The organism is Kitasatospora sp. NPDC057500, from assembly GCF_042802195.1.
In the GTDB taxonomy this organism is placed as follows: Bacteria; Actinomycetota; Actinomycetes; order Streptomycetales; family Streptomycetaceae; genus Kitasatospora.
Window position 1 is genome coordinate 27,390 of the sequence record NZ_JBHVER010000012.1, and the last position, 26,662, is coordinate 54,051.

Genomic DNA, 26,662 nt, shown 5'->3' on the forward strand with positions numbered 1-26,662 from the left:
GGGCCTGCTCGGGTCAATTGTCGGACGTGGTCAGACGTTCCGGCCGGACTGCAGCTCCGGAAGCACCTGCTTGATGTCGTCGATCGGGATGGCGAAGCCGAGGCCGACGCTGCCGGCCCCGCTGCCGCCGGCGGTGGCGCTGGACCCGCTGGGCGAGTACATGGCCGAGTTGATGCCGATGACCTGGCCGTCGGCGTTGATGAGCGGGCCTCCGGAGTTGCCGGGGTTGAGCGCGGCATCGGTCTGGAAGGCCTGGTAGGTGGCGGTCTCGCCGCCGCTCTGCGGGGCGGGGGCGGTGCCGCGCAGCCCGGGCAGCTGGGGGAAGCCGAAGCCGCCGTTGCCGCTGGTGGTGCCCTCGTCGAGCTGGACGGTGACCTCGCGGTGCTCGGCGCTGATGATGCCGGAGGTGACGGTGCCGGTGAGGCCCTCGGGGTTGCCGATGGCCACGACGGGGTCGCCGACCGAGACGGCGGAGGAGTCGCCGAGGACGGCGGGGGTGAGGCCCTTGGCGCCGGTCGCGGTGATCACGGCGGCGTCCAGGTCCTTGTCGGTGCCGGTCAGGGCGGCCCGGGCGGTGGAGCCGTCGTGGAAGGTGACGGTGATCGGGCCGCCGCGGGCCGCGCCGGAGACCACGTGGTAGTTGGTGAGGATCCGGCCGTCCCCGGTGAGCACCACGCCGGTGCCGGTGGCGGTGCCGCCGGCGGTCTGCACGCTGATCTGGACGACGCTGGGCGAGACGGCGGCCGCGACGGCGGCGACGTCGGCGCTGCCGTCGGAGCGGGCGGCGACCGGGCCGGCGAGGGTGCCGGTGCGGGCGGCGGAGTCGTGGTCCTGGGCGGCGACCACGCCGCCGGTGACCCCGCCGAGGACGCCGGCGATCGCGGCGACGGCGGTGGCCAGGGCGAGCCGGCCGCGCAGCAGGCCGCGCCGGGCGCGGTGGCCGGGACCGCCGGGGGCGGCCGGGGTGGCCGCCTCGGGCGGGGACGGCGGGGCCGGGGGAGGGGGCGGGGTGCCGACGGCGGGGTGGGCGGGGCTGCCGTACCCGAAGCCCTCGTACGCCGTGCCCTCGTACGCCGCGCCGTCGTGGCCGGGGCCCTCGTGGGTGGTGCTGCCGAGGACGGTGCCCGGGACGACCCGGGGCTGCGGGTAGCCGTACGGGCCGTCGTACTGCTCGCTGCCGGTGCGGTGCCGCCACTGCTGGTGATCGCTCATGGCGACCAACGTCCGCCCGTTGGATGAGAATCGCGTGAGAGCCCGCTCAGAACGCTCCGAGAAGCCCGTTGAATTCTCATAAAGCCTGGTCAGGCTACGAGTCGGCGCCTTCCGGCGAGCAGCCGCAGGAACGCCGTACGACCAGGCGCGACGGGAAGGTGCGGACCCGTTCGGTGTCCGAGCCGGGCACCATCAGCGAGTCGTCCAGCACCAGGTCCACCGCGGCCCGGGCCATCGCGTCGCGGTCGGAGGCGACGGTGGTCAGCGGCGGGTCGGCGAGCGCGGCCTCCGGCACGTCGTCGAAGCCGGCCACCGCGAGGTCCTCCGGCACCCGCAGGCCCAGCTCGCGGGCGGCCCGCAGCACGCCGATGGCCTGGTCGTCGGTGGAGCAGAAGATCGCCGGCGGGCGCTTGTCGGAGCGCAGCAGGTCGAGTGCGACGTCGTAGGCGCCGTAGCGGTGGAAGGGCGCGTCGACGAGGTACGGCTCGGTGGGCAGGCCGTGCGCGTCCATGGCGCGCTGCCAGCCCTCGACGTGGTCGATGACCGGGTCGCCGGGCGCGGGGGACTCCACCGGGCCGCCGAAGCAGGCCACGTACGGCTGCCCGTGCACCTCCAGCAGGTGGCGGACGATGGTCTCGGCGCCGGCCACGTCGTCGGTGACCACCGCGACGTCGTCGATCGCCTCGGGGCGGCGGTGCAGCAGCACCACCTTGGCGCCCTCCATGGCGGCGAACTCCTCGGCGGCCCGTTGCGAGGGGCCCTGGCTGACCAGGATCAGGCCGGAGACGCGCATGCCGAGGAAGGCGCGGACGTAGTGGACCTCGCGGTCGTCGACGTAGTCGGAGTTGCCGATCAGCACGAGCTTGCCGCGCTCGGAGGCGGCCCGTTCCACGGCGTGCGCCATCTCGGCGAAGAACGGCTGGCGGGCGTCCGGGACGACCATGCCGATCAGGTTGGTGCGGCGGGAGGCCATCGCCTGGGCGACGCTGTTCGGCCGGTAGCCGAGCTGCTCGATCGCGGCGAGGACCTTTTCCCGGGTGGCGGGCGCGACCGGCCGCGGCCCGTTGTTGATCACGTAGCTGACGACCGCGGTCGAGGTACCAGCCAGTCGGGCTACATCGTCGCGCGTCACTTTGGCCACGTGGGGAGTCTACGCGTGTGGCGTGCGGCCGGGCAGTGGGGGGACCCGCGCCGGGGGTGCGGCGCGCGGACGGCCCGGGCCGCGTCGGGACGAATCAGGACGGGCCGGGCAGGCGGGCCGGGCGGGGTGGCGCGGGCCCCGTCCGGCCCGGCCGGTCAGGTGTCCAGGACCGCCGGGGAACGCCGGGCGGGCGGTTCGGCCCGCTCGGGCCGCTCGCCCTTGTCCCCCTTCTCGGGGACGACGAACCGGTAGCCGACGTTGCGCACGGTGCCGATCAGGCCCTCGTGCTCGACGCCGAGCTTGGCGCGCAGCCGGCGGACGTGCACGTCGACCGTCCGGGTGCCGCCGAAGTAGTCGTAGCCCCAGACCTCCTGCAGCAGCTGCGCCCGGGTGAAGACCCGGCCGGGGTGCTGGGCGAGGTACTTGAGCAGCTCGAACTCCTTGAAGGTGAGGTCGAGCACCCGGCCCTTGAGCTTGGCCGAGTAGGTGGCCTCGTCGACCGAGAGGTCGCCGCTGCGGATCTCCATCGGGCTGTCGTCGGTGGCCACCTGGAGCCGGCCGAGGGCGAGCCGCAGCCGGGCCTCGACCTCGGCGGGGCCGGCGGTGTCGAGCAGGACGTCGTCGATGCCCCACTCGGCGGTGACGGCGGCCAGGCCGCCCTCGGTGACCACCAGGATCAGCGGGCAGCCGATGCCGGTGGAGCGCAGCAGTTGGCAGAGGCTGCGGATCTGCGGCAGGTCGCGCCTGCCGTCCACCAGGATGACGTCGGCGCTGGGGGTGTCGACCAGGGCGGCGCCCTCGGCGGGGGCCACCCTGACGTTGTGCAGCAGCAGGCCGAGCGCGGGCAGGACCTCCGCGGAGGGCTGCAGCGCGTTGGTGAGGAGGAGCAGAGAACTCATACCCGGTAGTCCCCTTTCCGGGTCGTCGCGGTCGCGTTCCGGCTGCCGCCACAGCCGGATGGCGCACGTGCTGGTGAGGGGGAGGAGACGGACGTCCTGGGGGAGACGGAGGACCGGGCGGTGGTGGGCGCGGACGGACGGGGCACCCGCCGGGGGTCCCGCAACCCCCGGTGCACCGTTTCTGCCCTGCTCATCCGCGAACCTTCCGGTCCTGGCCCGTCCCGGGCGGCGGCCCGGAGCCGGGGTTGTCCGACGCCCCGGCCCGGTCCCGGCACCTCGTTGTGCCGTGTGTGGCGGGGGCGGTCCCTGCGGAACGCCGGGGGTGGGCCGACGATTCGCAAGGACGTCCGTACTGGCGTCCTGAAAGCACAAAAGGATCCGGGGGCGACTCTGCCCGGATCCCTCAGGCATCGAGGATAGCCGACCGGCCCCCCGCGCCGGGAGGGCCGGAATCCGGCGGTTCGGCCTTTTCGGGCGCGCCCCCGGTGAGCCCGGCCACGGCTTCGCGACGGCGGCGCCGGGTGCCGGGCCAGGGCGATTGCCGCTCGCGCGGGCGGACACGACATCATGGGGGACACATCGGCGGCACCGTGCGCGTACTCCTTCCGGGCGAGGCGCGGACGCCTCCGGCGGTGGACCCGGCCGGACACCCGGGCCCGGGCGAGGACGACGAGAAGGGGTTGCCATGGGCGCGACCACCGGGCACGACCCGGCGGCCGCCGTTCAGGTGAGCGGCACGATCCGCTACTGGGCGGCGGCGAAGTCGGAGGCCGGGCTGGCCGAGGAGCCGTACCTGGCGGCGACCCTGGCCGAGGCGTTGGCGCAGGCCGAGGAGCGGCACGCGGACCGGCCGAAGCTGGTCCGGCTGCTCGGCCACTGTTCCTTCCTGGTGGACGGCTCGCCGGTGGGCGGCCGCGACCACGCGACCGTGGCCCTCACCGAGGGCGGGACGGTCGAGGTCCTCCCGCCGTTCGCGGGCGGGTGAGCGGCGTGACCGGGATGAACGGAACCCCCGAGGGACAGCCCCAGCAGCCCCAGCACCAGCAGCCGCAGCCGCAGCCGCCGTACCGGCCGCAGTACCCGTACGGACAGCCGCCGCCGCCGGCGCAGCAGCAGGCGCCGCAGGGCTACCAGCCCCCGCCCGGGCAGGCGCCCCACCCGTACGCCCCACCGCAGGCGTACGCGCCGGATCCCTATGCGCAGCAGGGGCACGCGGTGCAGCCGCACGCCCCCGGCGCGGAGCAGCACGCGCCGTACGGCGGGCAGCCCTACGGGCAGTCGCCGTACGGGCAGCAGCCCTACGGGGCCGGGCCGGGCGCGGACGACGGCGCGACGGCGCTGCTCCCGCCGGTGCCGCCGCTGGACGACGCGGCGGCGACCACCTTGCTCCCGCCCGTCCCGCCGCTGGACGACGCCGCGACCGCGCTGCTCCCGCCGGTACCCGCGTCGGGCCCGGTGCCGCCGGTCCAGGCGCCGCCCCAGGGGCGGCACGGCCGGTCGCACCGTCGGGCGGAGCGCCCCGCGCGCGCCCAGGCCGCGCCCGCCCAGGCTCCGGCCCAGGCGCCCGCCCCGGTCCAGGACCACGGGCAGGGCCTGGACCAGCCGACCATGACGCTGAAGCGCCCGGAGCCCCCGGCCCCCGTGCTGACCGACCCGGCCGCGGCCCGCGCCGCGCGCGCCGCCCGGGTCGCGCAGGGCGGCCCCGCCGCGTCCGCCCGTCCGGCCGCGCCGTTCCCCGGCCCGGCCCCGTCGCTGGGCGCGCCGCCGTTCCCGGCGTCCGCCGCGGCCCCGGCGGTCCAGCCGTCCCCGTCCCCGGCTCCGGCGGCAGCCCCGGCCGCGCCCGTCCGGACCGGCTCGCCGATCAACGACCCCGGCCTCCAGCCGGCCCTGATCACCGCCGGTGCCGCCGCCCTGTTGGCCGGCGGCGCCGCGCTCGGCCAGGTGGGGCTGGCGCTGGTGCTCGTCCTGCTCCAGGGCCTGACGGCGGCCGGCTGGTTCCGGCTGAACGGCATGTGGCCGGCCCGCCAGGGCATCGCGCTGGCCGCGCTGGCCGGTGTGGTGGCCGACGCGGCGGTGCTGCTGGCCGACGCGGACGGTGGCACGGCGGCGGTGGTGGGCACGCTCGGCGGGTTCTTCCTGCTGGTCATGGTGCTGCAGACGTTCCGTCCGGCCGATCCGAAGGAACGGTTCTACGCGCTCACCGTGCTCGGCTCCGCCACTGTGGTGACGGTGCTCTGCACCGCGCTGCTGCTGGCCGACTGGGTGCCGGCGGCGGTCGGCGCGGTCGCGTTGGCGACCCTGCTGGCGGCCGCGCCGCTGCCCGGGCCGCGCCCGCTGGGCGCAGTGCTGGGTCTGCTCGCGGCGGTCGGCCTGGGCTTCGCGGTCGGCGCGCCGCCGTTCCTGGGCGTGGCGGCCGGTCTCGGCGCGCTGATCGGCCGCCGGGTGGCCGGGTACGACTTCCCGTCCCGGTTCGTGCACATGACGGCGGGCGTGGCCCTGCCGCTGGCGGTCTCCGCACCGCTGGTCTGGATCGCCACCGCGCTGCTCTAGGTCCTCTCCCGCAGGAGGACGAGGCCGCCGCGCCGTCCCGCCCCGGAACCATGCTCCGGGGCGGGACGTCGTACGGTCGTGCGGAAGCGGCCGCAACGGCGACCGGCGACGACGGGGGAGAGCGATGCGCGGCTGGCTGAAGGCGACGATCGGCGTGGTCGTGCTCTCGGGGGTGCTGGTGGGCGCGGACCGGATCGCGGTCGGTGTCGCCGAGGACGAGGCGGCCGAGCAGATCCTGAAGAGCGGCTGGATGAGCCCCAAGCCGGACGTCTCGATCGAGGGCTTCCCCTTCCTCACCCAGGTCGTCTCGCGGAAGCTGGACGACGTCCTGATCTCCTCGGACGGGCTGACCGTCGGCGAGGGCGAGGACAAGGTGGACCTGCGCGCGTTCCGGGCCCGGCTGTCCGGTGTCGAGGTGAGCGGCAACATGAGCAGCGCCACCGTGGCCCACGGGAGCGGCTCCGCGCTGATCACCTATGCGGACCTCGCCCGCCTGCTGCCGCCGGCCTCGGAACTGGTGCCGAACTTCGGCCGGCTCTCGCTCGGCGCCGGCACCCGGCTGAGCCTCTCCTACGGCGGCCCGGGCAAGATCAAGGCCTCGCTGGGGCCGTTCCCGGTCGGTGACGCCTCGGTGCACAGCAAGGGCACCACGGTGACGGTGGACGGTTTCGAGCTGAGCACGATGGCCTCGCTGCTGGTCGGGGTGTCCGACAAGTCCCTCGAACCGGTCAGCTTCACCCTCTCCGAGCTGCCGGCCGGGCTGAACCTGTCCTCGGTGACGCCGCAGGAGGACGGCCTCCAGCTGGCTTTCGACGGCAAGGACGTCAAGCTCATCGGCTGATCCCGCCGCTTCCCGAGCGGGCTCCCGCCGCTCTCCCCGCCACCCCTCCCGTCGTTCCGCTCCGCGAGACGCGCTGTCCAGCGCCGGCCGCGGAGCGGTGTCGTTCCCGCCCCCTGACCGGTCCCCGCACGCCCGCCGCAACGGCCCCGGCCGGATCCCGACGCCCATGAAATGGTCAAATACCAGTATGTGAGCCATAGAGTCTCGCTATTCGATACGCTGATGACAGCGGGTGTCGGGTGTCCCTAGCATCGTCCGCATGAAGCGACAGACGGACCTCACGAAGCGGCGGGCGGTAGACCTGTGCCGCGTGGCCGCCTGTCTGTGTCGAATGCGCTAACTCGGCGTTCAGGCAGGGCAGTTGCCCCCGCCGCCGATTCCTGCCGGCGACCGCCGACGGCCTTCCTGGCCGGGCGTCGCCGCCGTACTCCGCCACGCACCGCCCGGTCGTCCCGCACACCGCCTTCCGTCCCAGCATTCGGACAGGAATTCGGACGCGTGGCCGACGGCGACCCGCACCACCGCTGAGCAGCAGCACCCGAAGCAGCGAGCACCTTCCGCCAACCGCCCCCGGATGGAGAACATCACCATGAGCCGCAGCGACGTCCTGGTCGACGCAGACTGGGTCCAGGCCCGCCTGGACGACCCGAAGGTCGTCATCGTCGAGGTCGACGAGGACACCACCGCCTACGAGAAGAACCACATCCGCAACGCGGTCCGGATCGACTGGAAGAGCGACCTCCAGGACCCGGTCCGCCGCGACTTCATCGACCAGGCCGGCTTCGAGGCGCTGCTCAGCGCCAAGGGCATCGCCAACGACGACACCGTCGTCCTCTACGGCGGCAACAACAACTGGTTCGCCTCCTACGCCTACTGGTACTTCAAGCTGTACGGCCACGGCGACGTCCGCCTGCTCGACGGCGGCCGCAAGAAGTGGGAGCTGGACTCCCGCGACCTGGTCGTCGAGGTGCCGCAGCGCGCCGCCACCGAGTACAAGGCGCAGGCCGCCGACTCCTCGATCCGCGCCTTCCGCGACGACGTGATCGCCGCCATCGGCAACCTCAACCTGGTCGACGTCCGCTCGCCCGACGAGTTCTCCGGCAAGCTGCTCGCCCCGGCGCACCTCCCGCAGGAGCAGTCGCAGCGCCCCGGCCACGTGCCGACCGCGCGCAACATCCCGTGGGCCAAGAACGCCAACGACGACGGCACCTTCAAGAGCGACGACGAGCTCAAGGCCATCTACGAGGCCGAGGGCGTCGACCTGGCGACGGACACCATCGCCTACTGCCGCATCGGCGAGCGCTCCGCGCTCACCTGGTTCGTGCTGCACGAGCTGCTCGGCCAGGAGAACGTGAAGAACTACGACGGTTCCTGGACCGAGTACGGCAGCCTCGTCGGCGTGCCGATCGAGCTCGGCAACTGAGCCACCGGCTCCACCCGTAAGGCAGAAGGGAAACAAGACAATGTGCGGTGCGAAGGCCGGCGGCCCGGACCTGGCAGGAGTTGACGTGGCGAACGAGACGATCATCCAGGGTTCGGTGACCCGCGACGGCGAGCCGGTCAACGGCTACGTCCGACTGCTCGACGAGAACAACGAGTTCACCGCCGAGGTGCCCACCTCGGCGACCGGCCAGTTCCGGTTCTTCGCCCGCCCGGGCAAGTGGACCCTGCGGGCGCTCATCCCGGGCCAGACCGTGGACCGCCAGGTGGTCGCCTCCCAGGGCAACCTGACCGAGGTCGCCATCGCCGTCTGACCGGCGACGGCGTCAGCGGACGACACGAGCAGCAGTACCGGGGGCCCCTGCCGAGCGGGGGCCCCCGGGCATACCGTGGAAGGGTGCAGTCCCGACGGCGGCGCCGCTACTACTACGCCATGATGGGCGTCTGCCTGGGCCTCTTCGTGCTGGCCTGGGGAGCGGTCCGGTTCGTCTCCGTCCCGGCGGCCGTGGCACTGTGCGTGGTCGCGATGGTCATCCCGCCGGCGGCGGCGGTGTTCGCCAACCGGCGCGACCCCGAGGACGACTGGTGGGACGACCCGCGCTGGGAGGACCCGAAGTGGGACGACCCCGGCCACGACCGGGACCGCCCCGACCACGAGCACCGGTGATCAGTAGACGAGCGCCTGCACGCCGTCGGCCATGATCTCGCTGACGAAGACCTGCGCGCCCGCGATCCGGGCACCCTCGACGAGGTCCTTCTCCTCGATCCCGCGCCGGGCCGCGCACTGGGTGCACAGCGTGAGCGTGCCCCCGGCCAGCACCGACTCCAGCAGGTCCGGCAGCGGCGCCGCGTGCGGCAGCTCGAACTCCGCCGCGCGGCCGGGCAGCGCGAACCAGGAGGACTCCCCGGTCAGCCAGAGCGAGACCTCGACGCCGCTGGCGACGGCCACCGCCGCCACCGTGAACGCCTGCGAGCACCGCTCGGGGGCGTCCGCCCCGGCGGTCACCTTGATGACGAGCTTCTTCTTCTGGGACATGCCGCCACCTTAGGGCGAAAGAGAAGGCCTGATCGCCGACGTGGTGGGGCTCACCGAGACCCGCCCCCACCCGCCGGATAGAGTGAGCGGCAGCAAAATCCACCACACTGTCGCCGCAATGGGAGCCCCCCGTGTCCGGTCTGGAAATCTTCTTCGACGGTCTGCTGGCCCTCATGGCCGTGCTGATCACCTGGTTCGCCATCTTCTCGGTGATGAAGCTCTACCAGGGCCAGCGCTGAGCGCACTGCCGTACGGTTGAAGTACTCCCGCACCGACGACAGCGACCAGGAACATGATCGAGATCCCCTCTGACCTCCACAAGGACGTCGTCCCGCTCGCCTTCCTCCTCGGCACCTGGGAGGGCGCGGGCGTCTATGCCCCTCTGCCGGGTGAGGGGGGCCCCGGCACCGAGAAGTGCAACTTCGGCCAGGAGATCGTCATCCGCCACGACGGACGGCCCTTCCTGGAGTTCCGCTCCCGCACCTGGGTGCTGAACGGCGAGGGCGAGAAGGTCCGCCCGCTGGAGAACGAGCACGCCTTCTGGCGCATCACCAGCAACCAGCACGGCACGAGCGGTGCCCGCGGGGTCGAGATCTCCTCCGTCCGCGACGACGGCACGGTGGAGATCTGGTACGGCGAGCTGGCCGACGGCAAGCCGCAGATCGACGTCTCCACCGACGCGGTCGCCCGGATCGAGGGCTCGCCGGAGTACTCGGGCGGCAAGCGGCTCTACGGCTTCGTCAACGAGGAACTGCTCTGGGTGGGCGAGAAGGCCGCCCCGAACGTCCCGCTGCGGCCGTACATGTCCGCCCAGCTGCGGAAGGTGCTCTCGCCGGCCCAGTTGATCAAGGACATCAACGACCTGCCGGACGACGGCATCGCCTTCTTCAAGTAGGCACGGGCGCCGGTCGCGGCGCGCACGGGTGTAGGGACCGGCCCCGGGCCGGTCCCTACACTTGGTTCAGGACCCCCGACGTTTGGCAGGGAACAGGACCGTGGCGGACACCGGCACCACCGACTGGCAGCTCTCCGGCGACTGGAAGGCCGACCTGCGCGAGCGCGGGTACCGGCTCACCCCGCAGCGGCAGCTCGTGCTGGAGGCGGTCGACGCGCTCGACCACGCCACCCCGGACGACATCCTCTGCCATGTGCGGCGGACCGCCAGCGGCATCAACATCTCCACCGTCTACCGCACCCTGGAGCTGCTGGAGGAGCTGGGCCTGGTCTCGCACGCCCACCTCGGCCACGGCGCCCCGACCTACCACCTGGCCGGCCGTCACCACCATCTGCACCTGGTCTGCCGGGACTGCGAGAAGGTCACCGAGACGGCCACCGAGATCGCCCAGCCGCTGATCGACAGCCTGCGCGCCCAGCACGGCTTCGACACCGACCTCAAGCACTTCGCCATCTTCGGCCGCTGCGCGGACTGCACCGCCGAGCGCGCCCCGGAGCGGTCGTAAGCTTGCCGGTATGACCGGTCTGAAGAGCCCGCTGCTTGCACTGCCCGGAGCCGTTCCCGCCGAGGGGACCGACGAGGGCGTCGCGGCCCACTACGGCGACCTCTTCCGCGAGCAACGGAACCTCTCCCGGGGCACCGGCTTCGTGGACCTCTCGCACCGCGGCGTCGTCACCGTCACCGGGGCGGACCGGCTGAGCTGGCTGCACCTGCTGATCACCCAGCACGTCAGCGCGCTGCCGCCGCAGCAGGCCACCGACGCGCTGGTGCTCTCCGCGAACGGGCACGTCGAGCACGCCCTCTACCTGGTCGACGACGGCACCACCACCTGGGCGCACGTCGAGCCGGGCACCCAGGAGGCGCTGGTCGGCTACCTGGACAGCATGAGGTTCATGTACCGGGTCGAGGTCGCCGACGTGACCGCCGACTACGCGGTGGTCCACCTGCCGGCCGGCTCCACGGCCTCCGCCGAGGGCGCGGCGGCCGTCCGTGAGCTGCCGTACGGGCGGGACCTCTTCCTGCCGCGCGCCGGACTGGCGGAGCTGACCGCGGGCTACGGCCCGGCGGCCGGCGTCTGGGCGTACGAGGCGCTGCGGATCGAGGGCCACCGGCCGCGGCTCGGCTTCGAGACCGACCACCGCACCATCCCGCACGAGGTGGACTGGCTGAACACCGCCGTCCACCTGCAGAAGGGCTGCTACCGGGGCCAGGAGACGGTGGCCCGGGTGCACAACCTGGGGCGGCCCCCGCGCCGGCTGGTGTTCCTGCACCTGGACGGCACCGAGGAGGTGCTGCCCCCGCACGGGACGGAGGTGCGGCTCGCCTCGGACCCGGAGGGGCGGTCGCTCGGCTTCGTCACCTCCTCGGCGCGCCACCACGAGCTGGGACCGATCGCGCTGGCCATCGTGAAGCGCAACGTCCCGGTGGACGCGGTGCTGCTGGCCGGCACGGTGCCGGGCACCCAGGACGTGATCGTTCCCCAGTAGGGGCTCAGACCTCCACGATGACGGTGAACGGGCCGTCGTTCACCAGGGCGACCTTCATGTCGGCGCCGAAGCGCCCGGTCTCGACCTTGGCGCCGAGCGCACGCAGCCGGGCGACCACCTCGTCCACCAGCGGTTCGGCGACCGGCCCGGGCGCGGCGGCGTTCCAGGTGGGGCGGCGGCCCTTGCGGGCGTCCCCGTAGAGCGTGAACTGGCTGATCACCAGCAGTGGTGCGCCGATGTCCGAGCAGGATTCCTCTACGCCGTTCTCATTGGCGGGCAGCAGCCGCAGCGTCCACAGCTTGCGCGCCAGCTGGGCAGCCTTGGCGGGGGTGTCGTCGTGGGTGGCGCCGACCAGGACGCAGAGCCCGGGCTCCTCGATCGCGCCGACGGTCTCGCCGGCCACCGTCACCCTGGCCTCGGTCACTCGCTGCACCACTGCTCGCATGCGGCCATTGTGCCGGAGCCGTCGGGGGCGCGAGCACGCTCCTGGGGGCGCTTCTGACCAGAGTGCACGCCGGGTAGCGTGCGCCTGCGCGCGCCATGGCGGCGTTCTCCCTGCGAAAAGCTTCGGTCGTATCAGCCACCCCTCTTCGCCAGGGGGCCGTTCGGGTGCACGGGCGGTGCGGCGGCGCCGGGCGGGGTGGCACGCTGGGGGACCGTACGAGGGCGGGCCCGCCGCTCCGCCGCACAGGCGGGGCCGGTCGGCGCGCCCGAGGTCCGGGGCGCCGAGGTCCGCCGCGCCGGGCCCGGTTCGGCCGGGCGGCCGAGCCGGTAGGTCAGGCGTTCTGGTCGTGTCGCCCCGCCGGGTGGCCACGGCCGGGGGCGGGAACCTTCGTGGGCGTCCGGGCGTGCCTCCGGACGGGAACGCGCCATCGGCGCGCGCGGTGGTTGACGGGCCGGACCGGCGGCAGGCGACGGGGCGCCGCGAGCGGGTGGGATCGGGACGACGGCAGGTGGTTGGTTGATGGACGCGATCAGCGCGGCGCAGGACCGGTACGGGCGGCTGCCCGAGGGGCCCGGGGCCGGCCCCGAGCCGGACCTCGGACGATTGGGCCTGGACCAACTGCGGATCCTGCGGCGGGAGACCCTGGAGCAGGAGGCCGACCTCTCCTACCTGCGGCGGCTGCTGCACGGCCGGATGGACATCCTGCTGGCCGAGCTGGACCGCCGGCCCGGCGCCCGCCCCGCGGACCCGACGGAGCCGGCCGGCGCCCTGCTGGAGCGGCTGCCGGCCATCCTGACGGACACCCCGTCCACCGTCCGCCGCTCCGCCCGGCACGTCACCCTGGGGCCGCCGCGCGGGCAGCAGTCCCAGCTGGAGGCGGACGCGCTGATGGGCGACGTCCAGCTGGCCGACCTGGCGGCGCACCCGGCGGAGGAGCTGCTGGCGGCCCTCGAACGGCTGCGGTCGCACGAGCGGGAGGTGTCCGGCCGGCGGCAGCGGCTGTTGAGGACGGCGGACGGCTGCAACGCCGAAATCACCCGCAGGTACCGTGATGGGGAAGCACGGGTCGACGACCTGCTCGCCGGCGGCCCGCTCTGACAGGTGCGAGGGCCGCCCGGGGGCGGGGGACGGGCCCGGCTCGCCCCCGGTTCACCCTCACCTCCGGAAGGCTTTCGCCATGTCCAATTCCGCCGCCCTGCCCGTGCTCGCCGAAGTCGTCCGCTCGGGATTCGTCGAGGGCCGGCACCACGGTTCGCTGGTGCTGCTGGCCGCCGACGGCTCGGTCGACCTCGCGCTGGGCACGCCGGACGCGCCGGTCTTCCCGCGTTCCTGCGCCAAGCCGTTCCAGGCGGTGGCCACGCTGCGGGCCGGGCTGGCGATCGAGGGGGAACTGCTGGCGCTGGCCGCCTCCAGCCACTCCGCAGAATCGTTTCACCTTGACGGCGTGCGCCGGATCCTCGCCGGTGCCGGGCTGGACGAGTCCGCCCTGCGCACCCCGGCCGACCTCCCGCTCGACGACCTGGAGGCGGAACTGCACCTGCGCTGGGGCGGCGACCGCGAGCCGATCCTGATGGACTGCTCCGGCAAGCACGCCGGCTGGCTGGCCGCCTGCGCCGCCAACGGCTGGCCCACCGACAGCTACCTCGACCCGGAGCACCCGATCCAGCGGCTGGCCCGCGAGGCCCTGGAGGAGGCCGTCGGCGAGCCCGCCGCGCACGCCGGGGTGGACGGCTGCGGCGCGCCGCTGCTGGCCGTCGGTCTGACCGGCCTGGCCCGCGCCTACCGCGCCCTGGTGCTGGCCGAGCCCGGCACCCCGCAGCGCCTGGTCGCCGACGCGATGCGGGCGCACCCCGAGTACGTGGCCGGCACCCGCCGGGCCGACACCCGGCTGATGCGGGCGGTGCCCGGCGCGCTCGCCAAGATGGGCGCGGAGGCCGTCCAGGTGGTGGCGCTGCCGGACGGCCGGGCGCTCGCCTTCAAGATCGACGACGGTGCCGAGCGGGCCCGCGGCCCGGTGCTGGCCGCCGCGCTGCGCCGCCTCGGGGTGAGCACCGGCGACGGCACGCTGGAGCGGATCGCAGCCTCCCCGCTGTTCGGCGGCGGCGTCCCGGTCGGCGAGGTGCGTGCGGCCTTCTGACCGCTCCGCATGCGGAGCGACGGCCCCCGGGTGCACGGTGGACCGGGGGCCGTCGCACAGCTGAGGAGTCCGCCATGAGCGAGCACGTCTACCGGGTCACCGAGATCGTCGGGTCCTCGACGGAGAGCATCGACGCCGCGATCCGCAACGGCGTCGAGCGGGCCTCCCGGACGCTGCGCAACCTCGACTGGTTCGAGGTGACGCAGATCCGGGGCCACCTCGACGAAGGGCGGATCAAGCACTACCAGGTCGGCCTGAAGATCGGCTTCCGGCTGGACGAGGAGGGCTGAGTCACCCGCGCTCCGGCAGCACCAGCGGCAGCCCCGTGCGCGGGTGCGGCAGCACCTCGACCGGGTGCCCGTACACCTCGCTGAGCAGCGGCGCGCGCAGCACCTCGGCCACCGGGCCGTCGGCGACCGTCGCGCCGTCGGTCAGCAGCACCACGCGGTCCGCGTAGGCCGCCGCCAGCGACAGGTCGTGCAGCACGACGACCACCCCGTCCCCGGCGGCGGCCCGGGTGCGGGCCAGCCGCAGCACCAGCTCCTGGTGGCGCAGGTCGAGCGCGGCGGTGGGCTCGTCGAGCAGCAGCAGCGGGGTGCGCTGGGCGAGCACCCGGGCCAGCGCCACCCGGGCCCGTTCGCCGCCGGAGAGCGCGGTGAACGGCCGCCCGGCGAAGGCGGTGGACTCGGTCGCGGCCATCGCCTCGGCGACCACCCGCTCGTCCTCGGCGGCGGCCGCCGTGCCGGCCCAGGGGGCGCGGCCCATCCGGACCACCTCGTCGGCCGGGAACGGGAAGGACAGCGCGGCCGCCTGCGGCAGCAGTGCGCGGCGCCGGGCGAGGTCGGCGGGCCGGTAGCCGGCCAGCGGGCGGCCGTCCAGCCGGACCTCGCCGGCGGTCGGCACGAGGTCGCCGGCCAGTACGGAGAGCAGCGTGGACTTGCCGGCGCCGTTCGGCCCGAGCAGGGCGACCACCTCGCCGGCGGCGACCCGGACGTCCGCGCCGGCCAGCAGGTCGCGCCCGCCGACGGTCAGCCGGACGGCCTCGGCGGTGAGCAGCTCGGTGCCCGGCGCGGGCCGTCCGGGCACCTCGGGGCGGCTTCGCAGCGTACGGATCCTCATGCCCAGCCTCCCTGCCTGGTCCTGGTGCGGCGCAGCAGCCAGAAGAAGAACGGGCTGCCGATCAGCGCGGTGAGCACGCCGAGCGGCAGTTCGGCCGGTTCGGCCAGGGTGCGCGCGGCGAGGTCGGCGGCGACCAGGACGAGCGCGCCGCCGAGCGCGGAGGCGGGCAGCAGGAAGCGGTGGCCGGGGCCGGCGACCATCCGCAGCAGGTGCGGGACGACCAGGCCGACGAAGCCGATGATGCCGCTGACCGCGACGGCGGCGGCGGTGAGCAGGGCGACCAGGGTGATCAGCACCAGCCGCATCCGCTCGACGTCCACGCCGAGGTGGCGGGCGGGCCGTTCGCCGAGCGCCAGCAGGTCCAGCGAGCGGGCGTAGCGGGGCGCGACGGCGAGGCCGGCGAGCGCGAACGGCAGGACGGCGAGCACCTTGCCCCAGGTGGCCTGGGAGAGCGAGCCGAGCTGCCAGAAGGTGACCTGGCTGATCGCGGCGGAGTCGGCGGTGAACAGGAACAGGCCGATCAGCGCGCCGCAGAAGGCGTTCACCGCGACGCCGGTGAGGATCAGCGTGACCACCTCGGTGCGCCCGCCGGAGCGGGACATCGCGTAGACCGCGAAGACCGTCACCAGGCCGGTGGCGAAGGCGGAGGCGGTCACCGTCCAGGTGCCGAGCGCGTCGAGTCCGAGCACGATGCAGCCGACCGCGCCGACCGCGCCGCCGGAGGAGACGCCGATGACGGCCGGTTCGGCGAGCGGGTTGCCGAACACGCCCTGCATCAGCGCGCCCGCGCAGCCGAGCGAGGCGCCGACCAGCAGGGCGAGCACCACCCGGGGGAGGCGGACGTTCCAGAGCACCGACTCGGGGACGCGGCCGAGTTCGTGGCCGCCGAGGCCGAGCCGGTGGCCGAAGGAGGCGAGGATGTCGCCGAGCGGGATGCGGTAGGCGCCGATGCCGGCCGCGAGCAGGGCGAAGAGCAGCAGGGCTGCGGCGAGGCCGGCGGTGAGCAGGGCGGTGCGGCTGGTGCGTCTGCCGGCTACCGGGACGCGCTTGTCCGTGATGGCGGCGGTCACCGGGCGGCCTTCGGGTAGAGCTGCTCGGCGATCTCGTGGATCACCTGCGGGGTGCGCGGGCCGTAGCTGAGCAGCTGGCCGTCCTCGATGGAGACGACCCGGCGGTCGAGGCCGGCCGGGGTCTGGGCGACGCCGGGCAGCTTGAGCAGGCCGTCGACGCCGCCGACGGAGTCGAGGCCCTTGCTCATCACCAGGATGGCGTCGGGGGCGGCCTTGACCAGGGCCTCGCTGGTGAGCGGGGTGAAGTCGCCGCTGAGTCCGGCGGCGGTGCCGGCGTCCTCGCCGCCGACCGCCTCGATCAGCGAGCCGGCGCCGGAGGCCGGGCCGCCGAGCAGGTAGACGGAGGCGCTGCCGCGCAGGTAGAGGAAGGCGACCTTGGGACGGCGCTCGACGGCGGGCAGGGCGGCCTTGGCCTCGGTGATCCGCTGCTCGGTGCGCTCCTTCAACTGTCGTCCGGCGTCGGGGACTCCGAGGGCGGCGGCGACGGTGTCGATGCGCGGGCCGACGTCCTCCAGCCGCTTGGCGTCGTCCAGGACGAGCAGCGGGACGCCGGCCGCGCGGATCTGAGCGATCGCCTCGGCCGGGCCGGTGGAGCGGTCGGCGAGCACGACGGTGGGGTGCAGGGAGAGCACGCCCTCGGCGGAGACGTCGTGGGCCTGGGTGATCACGGGCAGGGCGGTGGCCTGCTCGAAAGTGGTGGAGACGTCCCGGGCGACGACCTTGGGGCCGAGGCCGAGGCTGAAGACGATCTCGGCCAGGCTGCCGTTGAGCGGGATGATCCGCTCGGCGCTGGTGACGGTGGTCGTCCGGCCGTCGGCGGAGGTCGCGGTGGCGGGCAGTCGCGGGGTCGGTGCGTCGGGCAGCGGTTCGACCTTGTCCGGGGCGCGCGAGCCCGTTCCGGTGGCCTCGCCGGTGCTGGTGGTGAAGCCGCAGGCGGTCAGGGCGAGCAGCAGGCCGAGGAGGAGCAGCAGGATCGCGGGGCCGCGGGCGGCCCGATGTCGGGTGGTACTGCTGCTCAACGTCGTTCCCTTCGTTGGGAGTTGTCGCCGCCGGTGCGTGGGGTGCGGGGGTGCCCGGCGGGGCTCTTGACTCATATATTAGGTTAGCCTTACCTAAACCTCGCAAGGGGGTCGGCCATGCGTCGACCCTGCCTTGCCCTGCCTTCCCCTGCCGTTTCCCTGTCGCGCCGAGGAGTGATCCGCGTGCCTCTGCCCCATCGGCTCCGCCGTCTGACCGCCGGCCTGGTGGCCGCCCTGGCGGCCCTGTTGACGGTCGCCCTGCTGCCCGGCCAGGCGGCGGCGGCCGAGGGGCGGGTGTCCGGCGGGCGGCTCGACTGGGGGATCAAGCAGTCCTTCCTGACGTACGTCACCGGGCCCATCGCCCAAGGGAAGTGGTCGCTCAACGGCGGCGCGGCCACGGTCGCCGGCAGCGGCTTCCGGTTCCACTCCGCCACCGGTACGTACGACCCGGCCGACGGCGCGCTGAGCGCCGCGTTCTCCGGCGGGGTCCGGTTCACCGGGCACCAGGAGAACGGCGCCAACGCGCTGGACCTCAGCATCGGGAAGCTCACCTTCCGGGCCGCCGCGGGCGGCGGGGCCGGGCTGTACGCGGACGTCAGCAGCAAGTCCCGGGAGACCGGGCAGGTCAGCAGTGCGGGCCAGGCCAAGCTGGCCGACCTCTCGCTGGCCGGCGTCGACCTGCGCGGCGCGGCCGGCACCCTGACGCTCAGCAACGTCCCGGCGACGCTGACCGAAGCGGGCGCCAAGGCGTTCGGCGGGTTCTACACGGCGGGGACGGCGCTCGACCCGGTCAACCTGTCGGTCAACCTGCCCGCCGCGCAGCCGACCCAGGCCGCGCCCACGACCGCCCCGGCGGCTCCCGCCGCGCCGACCGCGACCGCACCGCCGTCGGCGCCCCCGTCCGCGTCCGTGACGCCGAGCGCCGCGCCGGCGACGACCGCGCCGACCGCCCCCGGGACTCCGGCCGACACCCCTGCCCCGACCACCGCCCCGGCCGCCGCCACCGAGTTCGGCAACGGCGCGCTCGACTGGGGCGTGCGCCGGACCTTCCGCGACTACGTCACCGGTGCGATCGCCCAGGGCCGTTGGGAACCCACCGGCGGCGCGGCGGACGGCGGCGCGTTCTTCCGCTGGACGCCCGCCAAGGGCAGCCACGACCCGGCGAGCGGTGCGCTGGACGCCGCCTTCACCGGCAGCGTCCGCTTCACCGGCTTGAAGAGCGGTGAGACCTTCGGCCTGGACCTCACCCTGGCCAACCCGGGCGTCACCGTCGCCGACGGCAAGGGCGTGCTGCGTGCCGACGTCTCCGGCCGCACCCCGGACGGCACCGCGCAGCAGCTCACCGGCGTCGAGCTGGCGACCTTCGACCCGGCCGGCCTCAAGGTCGAGGACGGGCTGCTCAGGGCCGTCGAACTCCCGCTCACGCTCACCGAGCCGGGCGGCAAGGCCTTCGGCGGCCTGTACCCCGCGGGCACCGAGATGGACCCGCTGAGCTTCGCCGTCGCCCTCGACCCGGCCGCCGCCCTCCCGCCGCTGCCGGACATCGGCAGCGCCCCGCCGGTCGCCCCGACGACCGCTCCGGCGAGCCCGTCCGTCGCGCCGGTCGCCGCCACCGGCTCCGGGGGCTCGGACGGCTTCCCGACGGCGGCCGTGGTGATCGGTGGCCTGCTCGCGGCCGTGCTGGCCGCGGCCGGCGGCCTGTTGGTCCGCCGCCGCCGTCGCGCCTGACCCCCACTCTCCTTCCCCCCTGCTCATCGATCGGAGTTCCCCCATGTCCCGCAACCGCACCCGGCTGGCCGCCCTGGCCGCCGTCACCGCCGGTCTCGGCCTGACCGCCCTCGGCGCCCCGGCCCTGGCCTTCGGCGCCGGCGCGCCGAGCAGCGTCACGTACGACACCGGCGCGCTGGACTGGGGCGTGAAGGCCAGCTTCCGCAACTACATCGAGAGCCCGGCCTCCCAGGGCGGCGCGATCGAGCTGACCGGTGGTGCGACCCGCAACGCCGACGGCACCTTCCACTTCGGCCTGGCGAGCGCCAAGTACGACCTCACCACCCACACGCTCAGCTCCTCCTTCACCGGCGGCGTGCACTTCACGGCCCACCACGGGGCGCTGGACGTCGCGCTCAGCGACCTGAAGATCACCACGGCGGGGACGGCCGGCACGCTCACCGCCGACACGGCCTCCAAGGAGTCGATGAGCGCCAGTGAGGTCACCAAGCGGGACGACGTGCCGCTGGTGACGTTCACCGTCGGCCGGGACACCACGACGGGCGTGCCGGCGGCGGCGAAGCTGACGGAGGAGGGCGCCAAGGCGTTCGCGGGCTTCTACCAGGCCGGGGCGGACATGGACCCGCTGGCGCTGCTGCTCAAGCAGAGCCCGGCCACCCCGTCCCCGACGGCCACCACGACGGCCACGCCGACCGCGACTCCGACCGCCACTGCGACGGCGACCGCGACGCCGACCGCCGAGCCGACCGCCACGGCGACCGCCTCGCCGTCCGCCACCGCCACCGCGACCGCCTCGCCCACGGCCACGGCCACCTCCTCGCCGTCCGCCATTGCCTCGCCCACGGCCACTGCCTCGCCGTCCGCCACACAGTCCCCGACGGCCACCTCCTCGCCGTCCGCGACCTCGTCCCCGTCCACCACCGCGCCGATCGGCAACGGTGCACTCGCCGTCGTCAACGGCACCCTGGACTGGCAGGTCAAGGAGAGCTTCCGCAAGTACCTGCAGAGCCCGGTGGCCAACGGCAAGGTCGAGTTCGGCGGCGGCGCGGCCGACTACCGCTTCGGTGGCGGCAACGGCAGCTACAACACGACGAGCCACACCCTGTCGGCGGGCTTCGCCGGCTCGGTGCGCTTCCTCGGCCACCCGGCGGCGGGCGGCTACCAGCTGGACACCACCTTCTCCAAGCTGGGCCTGAGCATCGACGGGAACGGCGCCTTCCTGACGGCCGACGTCAACGCCAAGTCCCTGGACGGGAAGACGACCTCGCTGTCCGGCGCGCGGATCGCCAAGCTGGACGTGTCGAAGGCGAACCTCACCCCGGTGAACGGTGTGGTGACGCTGAACGCCGTCCCGGCCACGCTGACCGCCGAGGGCGTGCCGGCCTTCGCGAACTACAAGGAGGGCGAGGCCCTCGACCCGGTCACCGTCTCGCTGGCGTTCGACAAGAACGCCCAGCTGCCCACCACCCGGCCGAACACCGGCGGCGGCGCAGCGGGCGGCACCACGACGGGTACCACCACCGGCACCACCGGCTCGGCCAACGGCGGCGGCGCGGTCACGACCGGCGGTGCCTCCCTGACCACCACCGGCACCGACACCGGCGTCCTGGCCTCCACCGGTTCCTCCACCCCGGTCGCCCCGCTCCTGGCCACCGCCGGCGGCCTGCTCCTCCTCGGCGGCGGCGCCACCGCCCTGGCCCGCCACCGCAAGTCCACCAACGCCTGATCAGGGGGCGATGGAGCAGGAAGTCGGCGGGTCCGACTTCCTGCTCCCCGCACCGGCACCTGAACCGGGGCCCACAATGGGCCTCGTGATCGGTTGGGTTCGAGGCCGGCGCCGACGCAGGGCTGCCGCGCGGGATGCGATGCCGGTGGAGGAGCGCGTCGTCGTGGCGGCCGACGCGGACGAACCGCTGACGGTGGTTCTCGAGTCGATGGGCACGCTCTACGAGGTGCCTGCGGGCTCGTACCTGACAGTCGGCTTCAGATCGCCGCCGGGTAGTAGCGGTGGAGTCTCCCGCCGGACGGACTACGTCTCCATCTGTCCGGCGATCGGGGGCACGATGAACGTGTGGACGGCAGAGGGTGCGGAGATCGATCTGGACACGGGCTGTCCTGAGGAGAGCTGATCGCGGAGCAGGAAGTCGACCTCATCGACTTCCTGCTCCGTGTTCCTGCTCCGTGCCGCAGCGCTCAGGCGCTCAGCGGGTACCTGGTGTCCAGATCGCGGAAGACGGCGCCGTTCAGCTGGAAGGCCCGCTTGCACTCCTCGACCACCCGGCGGCGCTCGACCTCGTCCATGGCCAGCCCGGCGGCGTCCAGCTTGGCCCGGTAGTCGCGCTTGAACGCGGCCGGGTTGTCGACCTGCTCGAAGACGTAGAACCGCACGCCGTCGCCCTTGCGCTCGAAGCCCCAGGTCTTCTCGGCGATGCCCCGGATGATCTGACCACCCGACAGATCTCCCAGGTAGCGGGTGTAGTGGTGGGCGATGACGCCCGCCGGCCACTGGTCCGCGAGCTCCTCCAGGCGGGTGACGTACGCCTCGGTGGCCGGCAGCGGCGCGAGGCCCTCGCGCCAGCCCGGGCCGCGCAGGTGGGCCAGGTCGCGCTCGATGGCCTCGGTCCGCAGCAGCGCCGGGTCGATGAAGGGGGCGACCACCGGGTGCCGTGCCAGCTCCTCCGCCCGGCCCTCCAGCGCGCGGTAGACGTACCAGAGCTGGGCGGTGAGGTCGGCGTACGCCTCGACGCCGAGGTGCCCGCCGAGCAGGCGGCTCATGAAGGACGACTGCTCGGCCGCCTCGTGCTCGGCGCTGCTGGCGGTGCGCAGCACGGTGGAGAACGGGACGACGGGCTGCTCGGGTATGGGCATGCGGGCCTCCAGAGATCGAGAACACCCCCGATTGCTTTGGTTAGCCTAACCTAAGCTCCCGTCATGCCGACAAGGTGTCGGGAAGAATTTCGCGCCCCCGGGAACGGCGAAGGCCGGGGCCCGCGGAAAACTCCGCGAACCCCGGCCTCCGACTGCCCCGACCTACCTCGAAGCGCCCCGGCGGACGGACCGCCGGACCGCCGAGACGGTCATGACGGCTCAGTGACCGCCCTGCTCCGCCAGGCGCTTGATCGACGCGGTGACCTCGGCCTCGGCCTCGGTACGGCCGACCCAGTTGGCACCCTCGACCGACTTGCCGGGCTCCAGGTCCTTGTAGACCTCGAAGAAGTGCTGGATCTCCAGGCGGTCGAACTCCGACACGTGGTGGATGTCCTGGAGGTGCTCCCAGCGCGGGTCGGTCGCCGGGACGCAGAGCAGCTTGTCGTCGCCGCCGGCCTCGTCCGTCATCTTGAACATGCCGATGACGCGGCACTTGATCAGGCAACCGGGGAAGGTCGGCTCGTCCAGGATGACCAGGGCGTCCAGCGGGTCACCGTCGTCCGCCAGGGTGCCCTCGACGTAGCCGTAGTCGGCCGGGTAGCGGGTCGAGGTGAAGAGCATCCGGTCGAGCCGCAGACGGCCGGTCTCGTGGTCGACCTCGTACTTGTTACGAGAGCCCTTCGGGATTTCGATAAGGACGTCGAACTCCAACGGTTCCTCCAAGGTAGGGACTGACAGAATCCAAGTGTCTCCTACGGGAGTGAGTGCTCAGGAAAGGGGCCGGTCGGTGGGAGCAGGGGCTGGGTCGGGGAACCGGCGCGGGGGGACGGCCGCGGGGCTGTTCGGGGCGGTGCTGCTGGTCGCCGGAACGGTGCTCGGCGCGGGTGGTGCGTACGCGCAGCCGTCCCCGACGCCGACCGGATCGGCCTCGCCGGGCGGCCGGCCGAGCGGGAACGCCCAGGGGGACGAGGACGAGGGCAACGGCCGTCGGGACGGCGACAGGGGCGGCAAGGGGGACCGGGGCGACCACGACGGCCACCGGCCGGGTGGCCGGGGCGGCGAGTCGCCCAACCCGTCCGCGAGCGCCACCGGGACCCCCGGCACCGCCGCCACGGCGCGTCCCACCGGCACCACCGGCACCACCGGCACCGCCGCGCCGCCGCCCGCCGCCAAGCCCACCGGGGCCGTGCGCCCGGCCCCCGTCGGAACGGTGCTGGCCGCTGCCGGGGCCGGACCGGACACCGGACTGCCCACCGCCCAGGGCCTCCAGCAGGCGCTCGTCACCGTGCTCGCCGACCGGAACCTCGGCACCGTCGGCCTCGCCGTCGCCGACACCGCCAACGGCGAACTCCTCTACGGGAGCGGCGAGAACACCGCCGCCACCCCGGCGTCCACCACCAAGCTGGCCACCGCGGTCGCGGCGTTGTCGCTGATTCCCGGCGACACCCGGCTGACCACCCGGGTCGTCAAGAACGCGGCCACCGGCGGAATCACTCTCGTGGGTGGTGGCGATCCGACGCTGACGGCGCTCCCCGCCGACCAGGTGCAGATCGCCGGCGTCCCCGCGGACGCGGACACCGCCCCCGCCTCGCTGGACGCGCTGGCCCGGCAGACCGCCACCGCGCTGAAGGCCGAGGGCGCCACCACCGTCGTGCTCGACTACGACGTCTCCCTCTACAGCGGCGGGCTGCTGCACAAGAACCACGACAACGAGAACATCGCCGCGGTGACGCCGCTGATGGTGGACGAGGGCAAGGTCGACCCGAAGACCCGCGAGGACGCGCCCGCCCGCGTCGGCGACCCGGCCGGGGCGGCCGCCGAGGCCTTCGCCAACCTGCTGAAGGCCCAGGGCATCACCGTCCAGGGCAGGGCGAAGCAGGCCGCCTCCCCGGCCGTCGCCGACGCACCGGTGCTGGGCCGGGTCGACTCGCCCACCGTGGCCCGGCTGGTCGAGCGGCTGCTGACCACCTCCGACAACACCCTCTCCGAGGCGATCGCCCGGCAGGCCGCGCTCGCCGCCCACCAGCCGGCCAGCTTCGAGGGCGCCGCCACCGCCGTCACCCAGGAACTCGCGCGGCTCGGCGTGCCGATGACCGGCGTGGTGCTCAACGACGGCAGCGGCCTGCACCCCGGCAACGCGATCCCGCCGGTCGCCCTGGTCAAGCTGCTCGCACTGGCCGCCTCCGCGGAGCACCCGACGCTGCGGCCGGTGCTGACCGGCCTGCCGATCGCCGGCTTCACCGGCACCCTCGGCAAGCGCTTCGGCTCCACCTCGGGCGCCGCCGACGCGGCCGGCCTGGTCCGCGCCAAGACCGGCAGCCTGAGCGGCGTCAACACCCTGGCCGGCACCGTCGTGGACGCCGACGGCCGCCTGCTCTCCTTCGCCCTGATGACCCGCACCACCGCCCCCGCCGACACCGCCCGCACCGCCATGGACCGTGTCGTGGCCCGCCTCGCCGCCTGCGGCTGCCACTAGAGAATCCGGGCCCGCCTCCCGCCCGCCGGATCGCGCCTGCCCCCCCGGGGGGGCAGGCGCGGCGTGGTCGTCGGGGGCGAGGTCCGCGTCTTGCGTGGTGCCCGGGATCGGCCTTCGGCCCAACGGCTCCGCCCCGTGATGCGTGCACCCGACGCCGCCCAGCCCGCCCTCCGGACCGGACATCCGGGAGACCGCCGACAGATTCGCCCGGTGCGCCCGCTGCCGCAGCGGGTCGGCCAGCCGACCTCGGACCGGGCGTGGCCGCCATCCGGTGCGGAGGTGGGCCAGGCGTGGGTGTCGACTATTGGGTGAGTTCGGTGTGGGCGTGGTCGTCGTTCGGGCCGGGGGTGTGGGGATGGGGATGGGGCCGGGCTGATCCGGGTCGGGTGTCGGGTGAGTTCGGTGTGGTGTGTCCGGGCGGGGGTCTTTCGTCGGCTCGGCCGTGGGTGCGGCTCGGGCGCGGGTGTCGCGTGCAGGAGGTGGGGGCTGCCTCGGGGTGTGCCCGGTGGCCCGGACCGGCGCGGGTTCCGGGCGTTGTGGGCGGGCTCCGGGCGAGGTTGTCCGGCGGGTGCCCGGTGGCCCGGTGAGGGTGGGTCCGTGCTGTGGCGGGCGTTTCGGACGGGGGGCTCGTCGGCGCGCGGTGGGCCGGCGGCGGTTCCGCCCGGGGTGCTTTGGGGTGGAGTGTCCCGCGTACGGGGCCGGGTCCGGCCCGGGCATCGCGTGCCGCTGCCCCGGTGTGCCCGGCCGGGTGGTCATTGGGGGGCCGTTCCGGCTCCCCCAGGGGGGCGGGAGCACGTACGGTGAGGGCATGACGAGCGCGAGCGGCGGTGCTGACATGGTCGACTGGAATCTCGCGGTCGCAACCGCGACCAGGTTGGTGCGGCCGGGGCCGGAGGTGAGCCGGGCCGAGGCGGCCGCGGTGGTCGCCGAGTTGCGCCGGCACGCACTGGCGGCCGAGGAGCACGTCCGGGAGTTCACCGGCATGCGTTCCAGCAGTCTGGCCGAGGCGGCCGCGACCCCGGTGCTGATCGTGGACCGGCCCGGCTGGGTGCGGGCCAATGTGGCGGGCTTCCGGACCATCGTGCAGCCGCTGGTGGAGAAGCTCCAGGCGCGCCGCACGAACGGGTCGGCCGCCGCGGTGTTCGGCACGGTGGGGGAGAAGGCGACCGGTATCGAGGTCGGCGCGCTGCTGGCGTTCCTGGCCACCAAGGTGCTCGGCCAGTACGAGACCTTCGCGCCGGCCGAGCCCTCGCTGGAGGCGCCGGACAGCCCCGCCGCGCTGTTCGACAAGCCGCGCCTGGGTCCCGAGGGCCCCGGCCCCGGGCGGCTGCTGCTGGTGGCGCCGAACATCGTGCACGTGGAGCGGGAGCTGGACGTCGACCCGGTCGACTTCCGGCTCTGGGTCTGTCTGCACGAGGAGACCCACCGGACCCAGTTCACCGCGGTGCCCTGGCTGCGCGACCACATCCAGTCCGAGGTGCAGTCCTTCCTGGCCGAGACGGACGTCGACCCGGGCGCGCTGCTGGAGCGGCTGCGGGACGCGGCCGGTTCGCTGGGCGCGGGGCTGCCGGGCCTGGGCGGCGGCCGGGCCGACAACGCCTCCTCGGCCGGGCTGCTGGAGATCGTCCAGTCGCCCGCCCAGCGGGAGATCCTCGGGCGGCTGACCGCCGTGATGTCCCTGCTGGAGGGGCACGCGGACGTGGTGATGGACGGCGTGGGCCCGGCGGTGGTGCCGAGCGTCGCCGAGATCCGGGAGAAGTTCCAGCAGCGCCGGGACCGCGGCGCCAACCGGCTGGACCTGGTGCTGCGCCGGCTGCTCGGGATGGACGCCAAGCTCCGCCAGTACCAGGACGGCGCGGTGTTCGTCCGGGGCGTGGTCGAGCAGGTCGGCATGGAGGGCTTCAACCGGGTCTGGACCTCGCCGAACACGCTGCCGACCAAGGAGGAGATCCACGACCCGGCCGCCTGGGTGGCCCGCGTCGCGCGCTGACCCGGGGGCCGACAGCGGGAGGGGCACGGTCCAAACCCGTTCGTACGGGTGGTCCAGCCGTGCACATGGCGGGTGAAGATACGTTTCTTCATTCACCCGAACGTGGGACGGTGGTCGTACCGGTGGCGCGGGTGGCGTAGCGGGTGCCTCCTTTCTGCCACCATCTGTGAGCGCCCGGTAACAGGGTGCTCACGGATGCGCGGTCCCCCGCCGCGCCCGCCGTCGTCCTGTCCCCCTCCGTCGAGGAGT

Annotated in this window: 28 protein-coding genes; 18 read left to right on the forward strand and 10 right to left on the reverse strand. The window is 74.2% G+C overall.

Annotation, left to right across the window (positions count from 1 at the left end; translation table 11 throughout):
• Nucleotides 1-30: 30 nt before the first annotated feature.
• The 3 genes from ACFU74_RS04510 to ACFU74_RS04520 form a co-directional block, all read right to left on the reverse strand.
• Complete coding sequence (locus ACFU74_RS04510; RefSeq protein WP_380751605.1) at nt 31-1,212, reverse strand: S1C family serine protease; 1,182 nt, start codon at nt 1,210-1,212, stop codon at nt 31-33.
• 94 nt (nt 1,213-1,306) lie between these two features.
• The gene (locus tag ACFU74_RS04515; protein ID WP_380751608.1) at nt 1,307-2,353 is read right to left on the reverse strand and encodes a LacI family DNA-binding transcriptional regulator; all 1,047 of its coding nucleotides are present in this window, start codon (nt 2,351-2,353) and stop codon (nt 1,307-1,309) included.
• Nucleotides 2,354-2,508: 155 nt separating this feature from the next.
• Complete coding sequence (locus ACFU74_RS04520) at nt 2,509-3,252, reverse strand: response regulator transcription factor (RefSeq protein ID WP_380751611.1); 744 nt, start codon at nt 3,250-3,252, stop codon at nt 2,509-2,511.
• 685 nt (nt 3,253-3,937) lie between these two features.
• Here ACFU74_RS04520 and ACFU74_RS04525 point away from each other — a divergent pair.
• From ACFU74_RS04525 to ACFU74_RS04555, 7 genes are all read left to right on the forward strand, one after another.
• On the forward strand, nt 3,938-4,237 hold the full coding sequence (locus ACFU74_RS04525) for a MoaD/ThiS family protein (RefSeq protein WP_380751614.1): 300 nt from the start codon (nt 3,938-3,940) through the stop codon (nt 4,235-4,237).
• A 5-nt stretch (nt 4,238-4,242) separates the two neighbouring features.
• On the forward strand, nt 4,243-5,802 hold the full coding sequence (locus ACFU74_RS04530) for a hypothetical protein (RefSeq protein WP_380751616.1): 1,560 nt from the start codon (nt 4,243-4,245) through the stop codon (nt 5,800-5,802).
• Between the two features lie 124 nt (nt 5,803-5,926).
• Nucleotides 5,927-6,643 carry a DUF2993 domain-containing protein gene (locus tag ACFU74_RS04535; RefSeq protein ID WP_380751619.1) on the forward strand — a complete coding sequence of 239 codons (717 nt, stop codon included), beginning with the start codon at nt 5,927-5,929 and terminating at the stop codon, nt 6,641-6,643.
• A gap of 259 nt (nt 6,644-6,902) precedes the next feature.
• The gene (locus ACFU74_RS04540; RefSeq protein WP_350517234.1) at nt 6,903-6,983 is read left to right on the forward strand and encodes an Ms5788A family Cys-rich leader peptide; all 81 of its coding nucleotides are present in this window, start codon (nt 6,903-6,905) and stop codon (nt 6,981-6,983) included.
• A 249-nt stretch (nt 6,984-7,232) separates the two neighbouring features.
• The gene (locus ACFU74_RS04545; RefSeq protein WP_380751620.1) at nt 7,233-8,066 is read left to right on the forward strand and encodes a sulfurtransferase; all 834 of its coding nucleotides are present in this window, start codon (nt 7,233-7,235) and stop codon (nt 8,064-8,066) included.
• Between the two features lie 40 nt (nt 8,067-8,106).
• A complete protein-coding gene (locus ACFU74_RS04550) occupies nt 8,107-8,397 on the forward strand; it encodes a DUF1416 domain-containing protein (protein ID WP_344343425.1) in 291 nt (96 codons plus the stop codon).
• 119 nt (nt 8,398-8,516) lie between these two features.
• Entirely contained in the window at nt 8,517-8,750 is a 234-nt protein-coding gene (locus ACFU74_RS04555) for a hypothetical protein (RefSeq protein ID WP_380751736.1), read from the forward strand.
• Here the strand turns inward: ACFU74_RS04555 and ACFU74_RS04560 are convergent, their stop codons facing one another.
• Nucleotides 8,751-9,119, reverse strand: a complete 369-nt coding sequence (locus ACFU74_RS04560; RefSeq protein ID WP_350553178.1) for a DsrE family protein — start codon at nt 9,117-9,119, stop codon at nt 8,751-8,753.
• A gap of 292 nt (nt 9,120-9,411) precedes the next feature.
• Here ACFU74_RS04560 and ACFU74_RS04565 point away from each other — a divergent pair, with 292 nt between their 5' ends.
• The 3 genes from ACFU74_RS04565 (at nt 9,412) to ACFU74_RS04575 (ending at nt 11,561) form a co-directional block, all read left to right on the forward strand.
• Nucleotides 9,412-10,014 (forward strand): FABP family protein, encoded by a 603-nt coding sequence (locus tag ACFU74_RS04565; protein ID WP_380751623.1) that lies wholly within the window; start codon nt 9,412-9,414, stop codon nt 10,012-10,014.
• Between the two features lie 100 nt (nt 10,015-10,114).
• Nucleotides 10,115-10,579: a Fur family transcriptional regulator gene (locus tag ACFU74_RS04570; RefSeq protein ID WP_380751625.1), complete on the forward strand. Its 465-nt coding sequence runs from the start codon at nt 10,115-10,117 to the stop codon at nt 10,577-10,579.
• Between the two features lie 19 nt (nt 10,580-10,598).
• Nucleotides 10,599-11,561, forward strand: a complete 963-nt coding sequence (locus ACFU74_RS04575; RefSeq protein WP_380751739.1) for a YgfZ/GcvT domain-containing protein — start codon at nt 10,599-10,601, stop codon at nt 11,559-11,561.
• 4 nt (nt 11,562-11,565) lie between these two features.
• Here ACFU74_RS04575 and dtd read toward each other — a convergent pair whose 3' ends face one another.
• Nucleotides 11,566-12,006, reverse strand: a complete 441-nt coding sequence (gene dtd / locus ACFU74_RS04580; RefSeq protein WP_380751628.1) for a D-aminoacyl-tRNA deacylase — start codon at nt 12,004-12,006, stop codon at nt 11,566-11,568.
• Between the two features lie 519 nt (nt 12,007-12,525).
• Here dtd and ACFU74_RS04585 point away from each other — a divergent pair.
• The 3 genes from ACFU74_RS04585 to ACFU74_RS04595 all read left to right on the forward strand — a co-directional run bounded on the left by ACFU74_RS04585 (nt 12,526) and on the right by ACFU74_RS04595 (nt 14,433).
• Nucleotides 12,526-13,104, forward strand: a complete 579-nt coding sequence (locus ACFU74_RS04585) for an ABC transporter substrate-binding protein (protein ID WP_380751630.1) — start codon at nt 12,526-12,528, stop codon at nt 13,102-13,104.
• A 79-nt stretch (nt 13,105-13,183) separates the two neighbouring features.
• The gene (locus tag ACFU74_RS04590) at nt 13,184-14,143 is read left to right on the forward strand and encodes an asparaginase (RefSeq protein WP_380751632.1); all 960 of its coding nucleotides are present in this window, start codon (nt 13,184-13,186) and stop codon (nt 14,141-14,143) included.
• Nucleotides 14,144-14,217: 74 nt separating this feature from the next.
• Complete coding sequence (locus ACFU74_RS04595) at nt 14,218-14,433, forward strand: dodecin (protein WP_380751635.1); 216 nt, start codon at nt 14,218-14,220, stop codon at nt 14,431-14,433.
• A 1-nt stretch (nt 14,434) separates the two neighbouring features.
• On the opposite strand, the gene ACFU74_RS04600 is transcribed toward ACFU74_RS04595, so the two are convergent.
• From ACFU74_RS04600 to ACFU74_RS04610, 3 genes are read right to left on the reverse strand one after another with little or no spacing between them, the layout of a single operon-like run.
• Nucleotides 14,435-15,262 carry a heme ABC transporter ATP-binding protein gene (locus ACFU74_RS04600; RefSeq protein ID WP_380751638.1) on the reverse strand — a complete coding sequence of 276 codons (828 nt, stop codon included), beginning with the start codon at nt 15,260-15,262 and terminating at the stop codon, nt 14,435-14,437.
• The gene (locus ACFU74_RS04605; RefSeq protein WP_380751640.1) at nt 15,259-16,332 is read right to left on the reverse strand and encodes a FecCD family ABC transporter permease; all 1,074 of its coding nucleotides are present in this window, start codon (nt 16,330-16,332) and stop codon (nt 15,259-15,261) included. The genes ACFU74_RS04600 and ACFU74_RS04605 overlap by 4 nt, the downstream gene beginning before the upstream one ends.
• On the reverse strand, nt 16,329-17,426 hold the full coding sequence (locus ACFU74_RS04610) for a hemin ABC transporter substrate-binding protein (protein ID WP_380751643.1): 1,098 nt from the start codon (nt 17,424-17,426) through the stop codon (nt 16,329-16,331). Before ACFU74_RS04610 ends, ACFU74_RS04605 begins: the two co-directional genes overlap by 4 nt.
• A 108-nt stretch (nt 17,427-17,534) precedes the next feature.
• Between ACFU74_RS04610 and ACFU74_RS04615 the strand changes: the two genes are divergently transcribed.
• The 3 genes from ACFU74_RS04615 to ACFU74_RS04625 all read left to right on the forward strand — a co-directional run bounded on the left by ACFU74_RS04615 (nt 17,535) and on the right by ACFU74_RS04625 (nt 21,208).
• Nucleotides 17,535-19,079: an HtaA domain-containing protein gene (locus tag ACFU74_RS04615; RefSeq protein ID WP_380751646.1), complete on the forward strand. Its 1,545-nt coding sequence runs from the start codon at nt 17,535-17,537 to the stop codon at nt 19,077-19,079.
• Nucleotides 19,080-19,122: 43 nt separating this feature from the next.
• Entirely contained in the window at nt 19,123-20,805 is a 1,683-nt protein-coding gene (locus ACFU74_RS04620; RefSeq protein ID WP_380751649.1) for an HtaA domain-containing protein, read from the forward strand.
• A 145-nt stretch (nt 20,806-20,950) separates the two neighbouring features.
• The gene (locus ACFU74_RS04625; protein ID WP_380751652.1) at nt 20,951-21,208 is read left to right on the forward strand and encodes a hypothetical protein; all 258 of its coding nucleotides are present in this window, start codon (nt 20,951-20,953) and stop codon (nt 21,206-21,208) included.
• 64 nt (nt 21,209-21,272) lie between these two features.
• On the opposite strand, the gene ACFU74_RS04630 is transcribed toward ACFU74_RS04625, so the two are convergent.
• Both ACFU74_RS04630 and ACFU74_RS04635 read right to left on the reverse strand, forming a co-directional pair.
• Nucleotides 21,273-21,947, reverse strand: coding sequence for a heme oxygenase (biliverdin-producing) (locus ACFU74_RS04630; protein ID WP_380751655.1), 675 nt, complete (start codon nt 21,945-21,947; stop codon nt 21,273-21,275).
• 219 nt (nt 21,948-22,166) lie between these two features.
• Complete coding sequence (locus ACFU74_RS04635; RefSeq protein ID WP_344344657.1) at nt 22,167-22,658, reverse strand: inorganic diphosphatase; 492 nt, start codon at nt 22,656-22,658, stop codon at nt 22,167-22,169.
• Nucleotides 22,659-22,734: 76 nt separating this feature from the next.
• Between ACFU74_RS04635 and dacB the strand changes: the two genes are divergently transcribed.
• Complete coding sequence (dacB, locus tag ACFU74_RS04640; RefSeq protein ID WP_380751657.1) at nt 22,735-24,423, forward strand: D-alanyl-D-alanine carboxypeptidase/D-alanyl-D-alanine-endopeptidase; 1,689 nt, start codon at nt 22,735-22,737, stop codon at nt 24,421-24,423.
• A gap of 808 nt (nt 24,424-25,231) precedes the next feature.
• Nucleotides 25,232-26,413 (forward strand): zinc-dependent metalloprotease, encoded by a 1,182-nt coding sequence (locus tag ACFU74_RS04645; protein ID WP_380751660.1) that lies wholly within the window; start codon nt 25,232-25,234, stop codon nt 26,411-26,413.
• Nucleotides 26,414-26,662 lie beyond the last annotated feature (249 nt).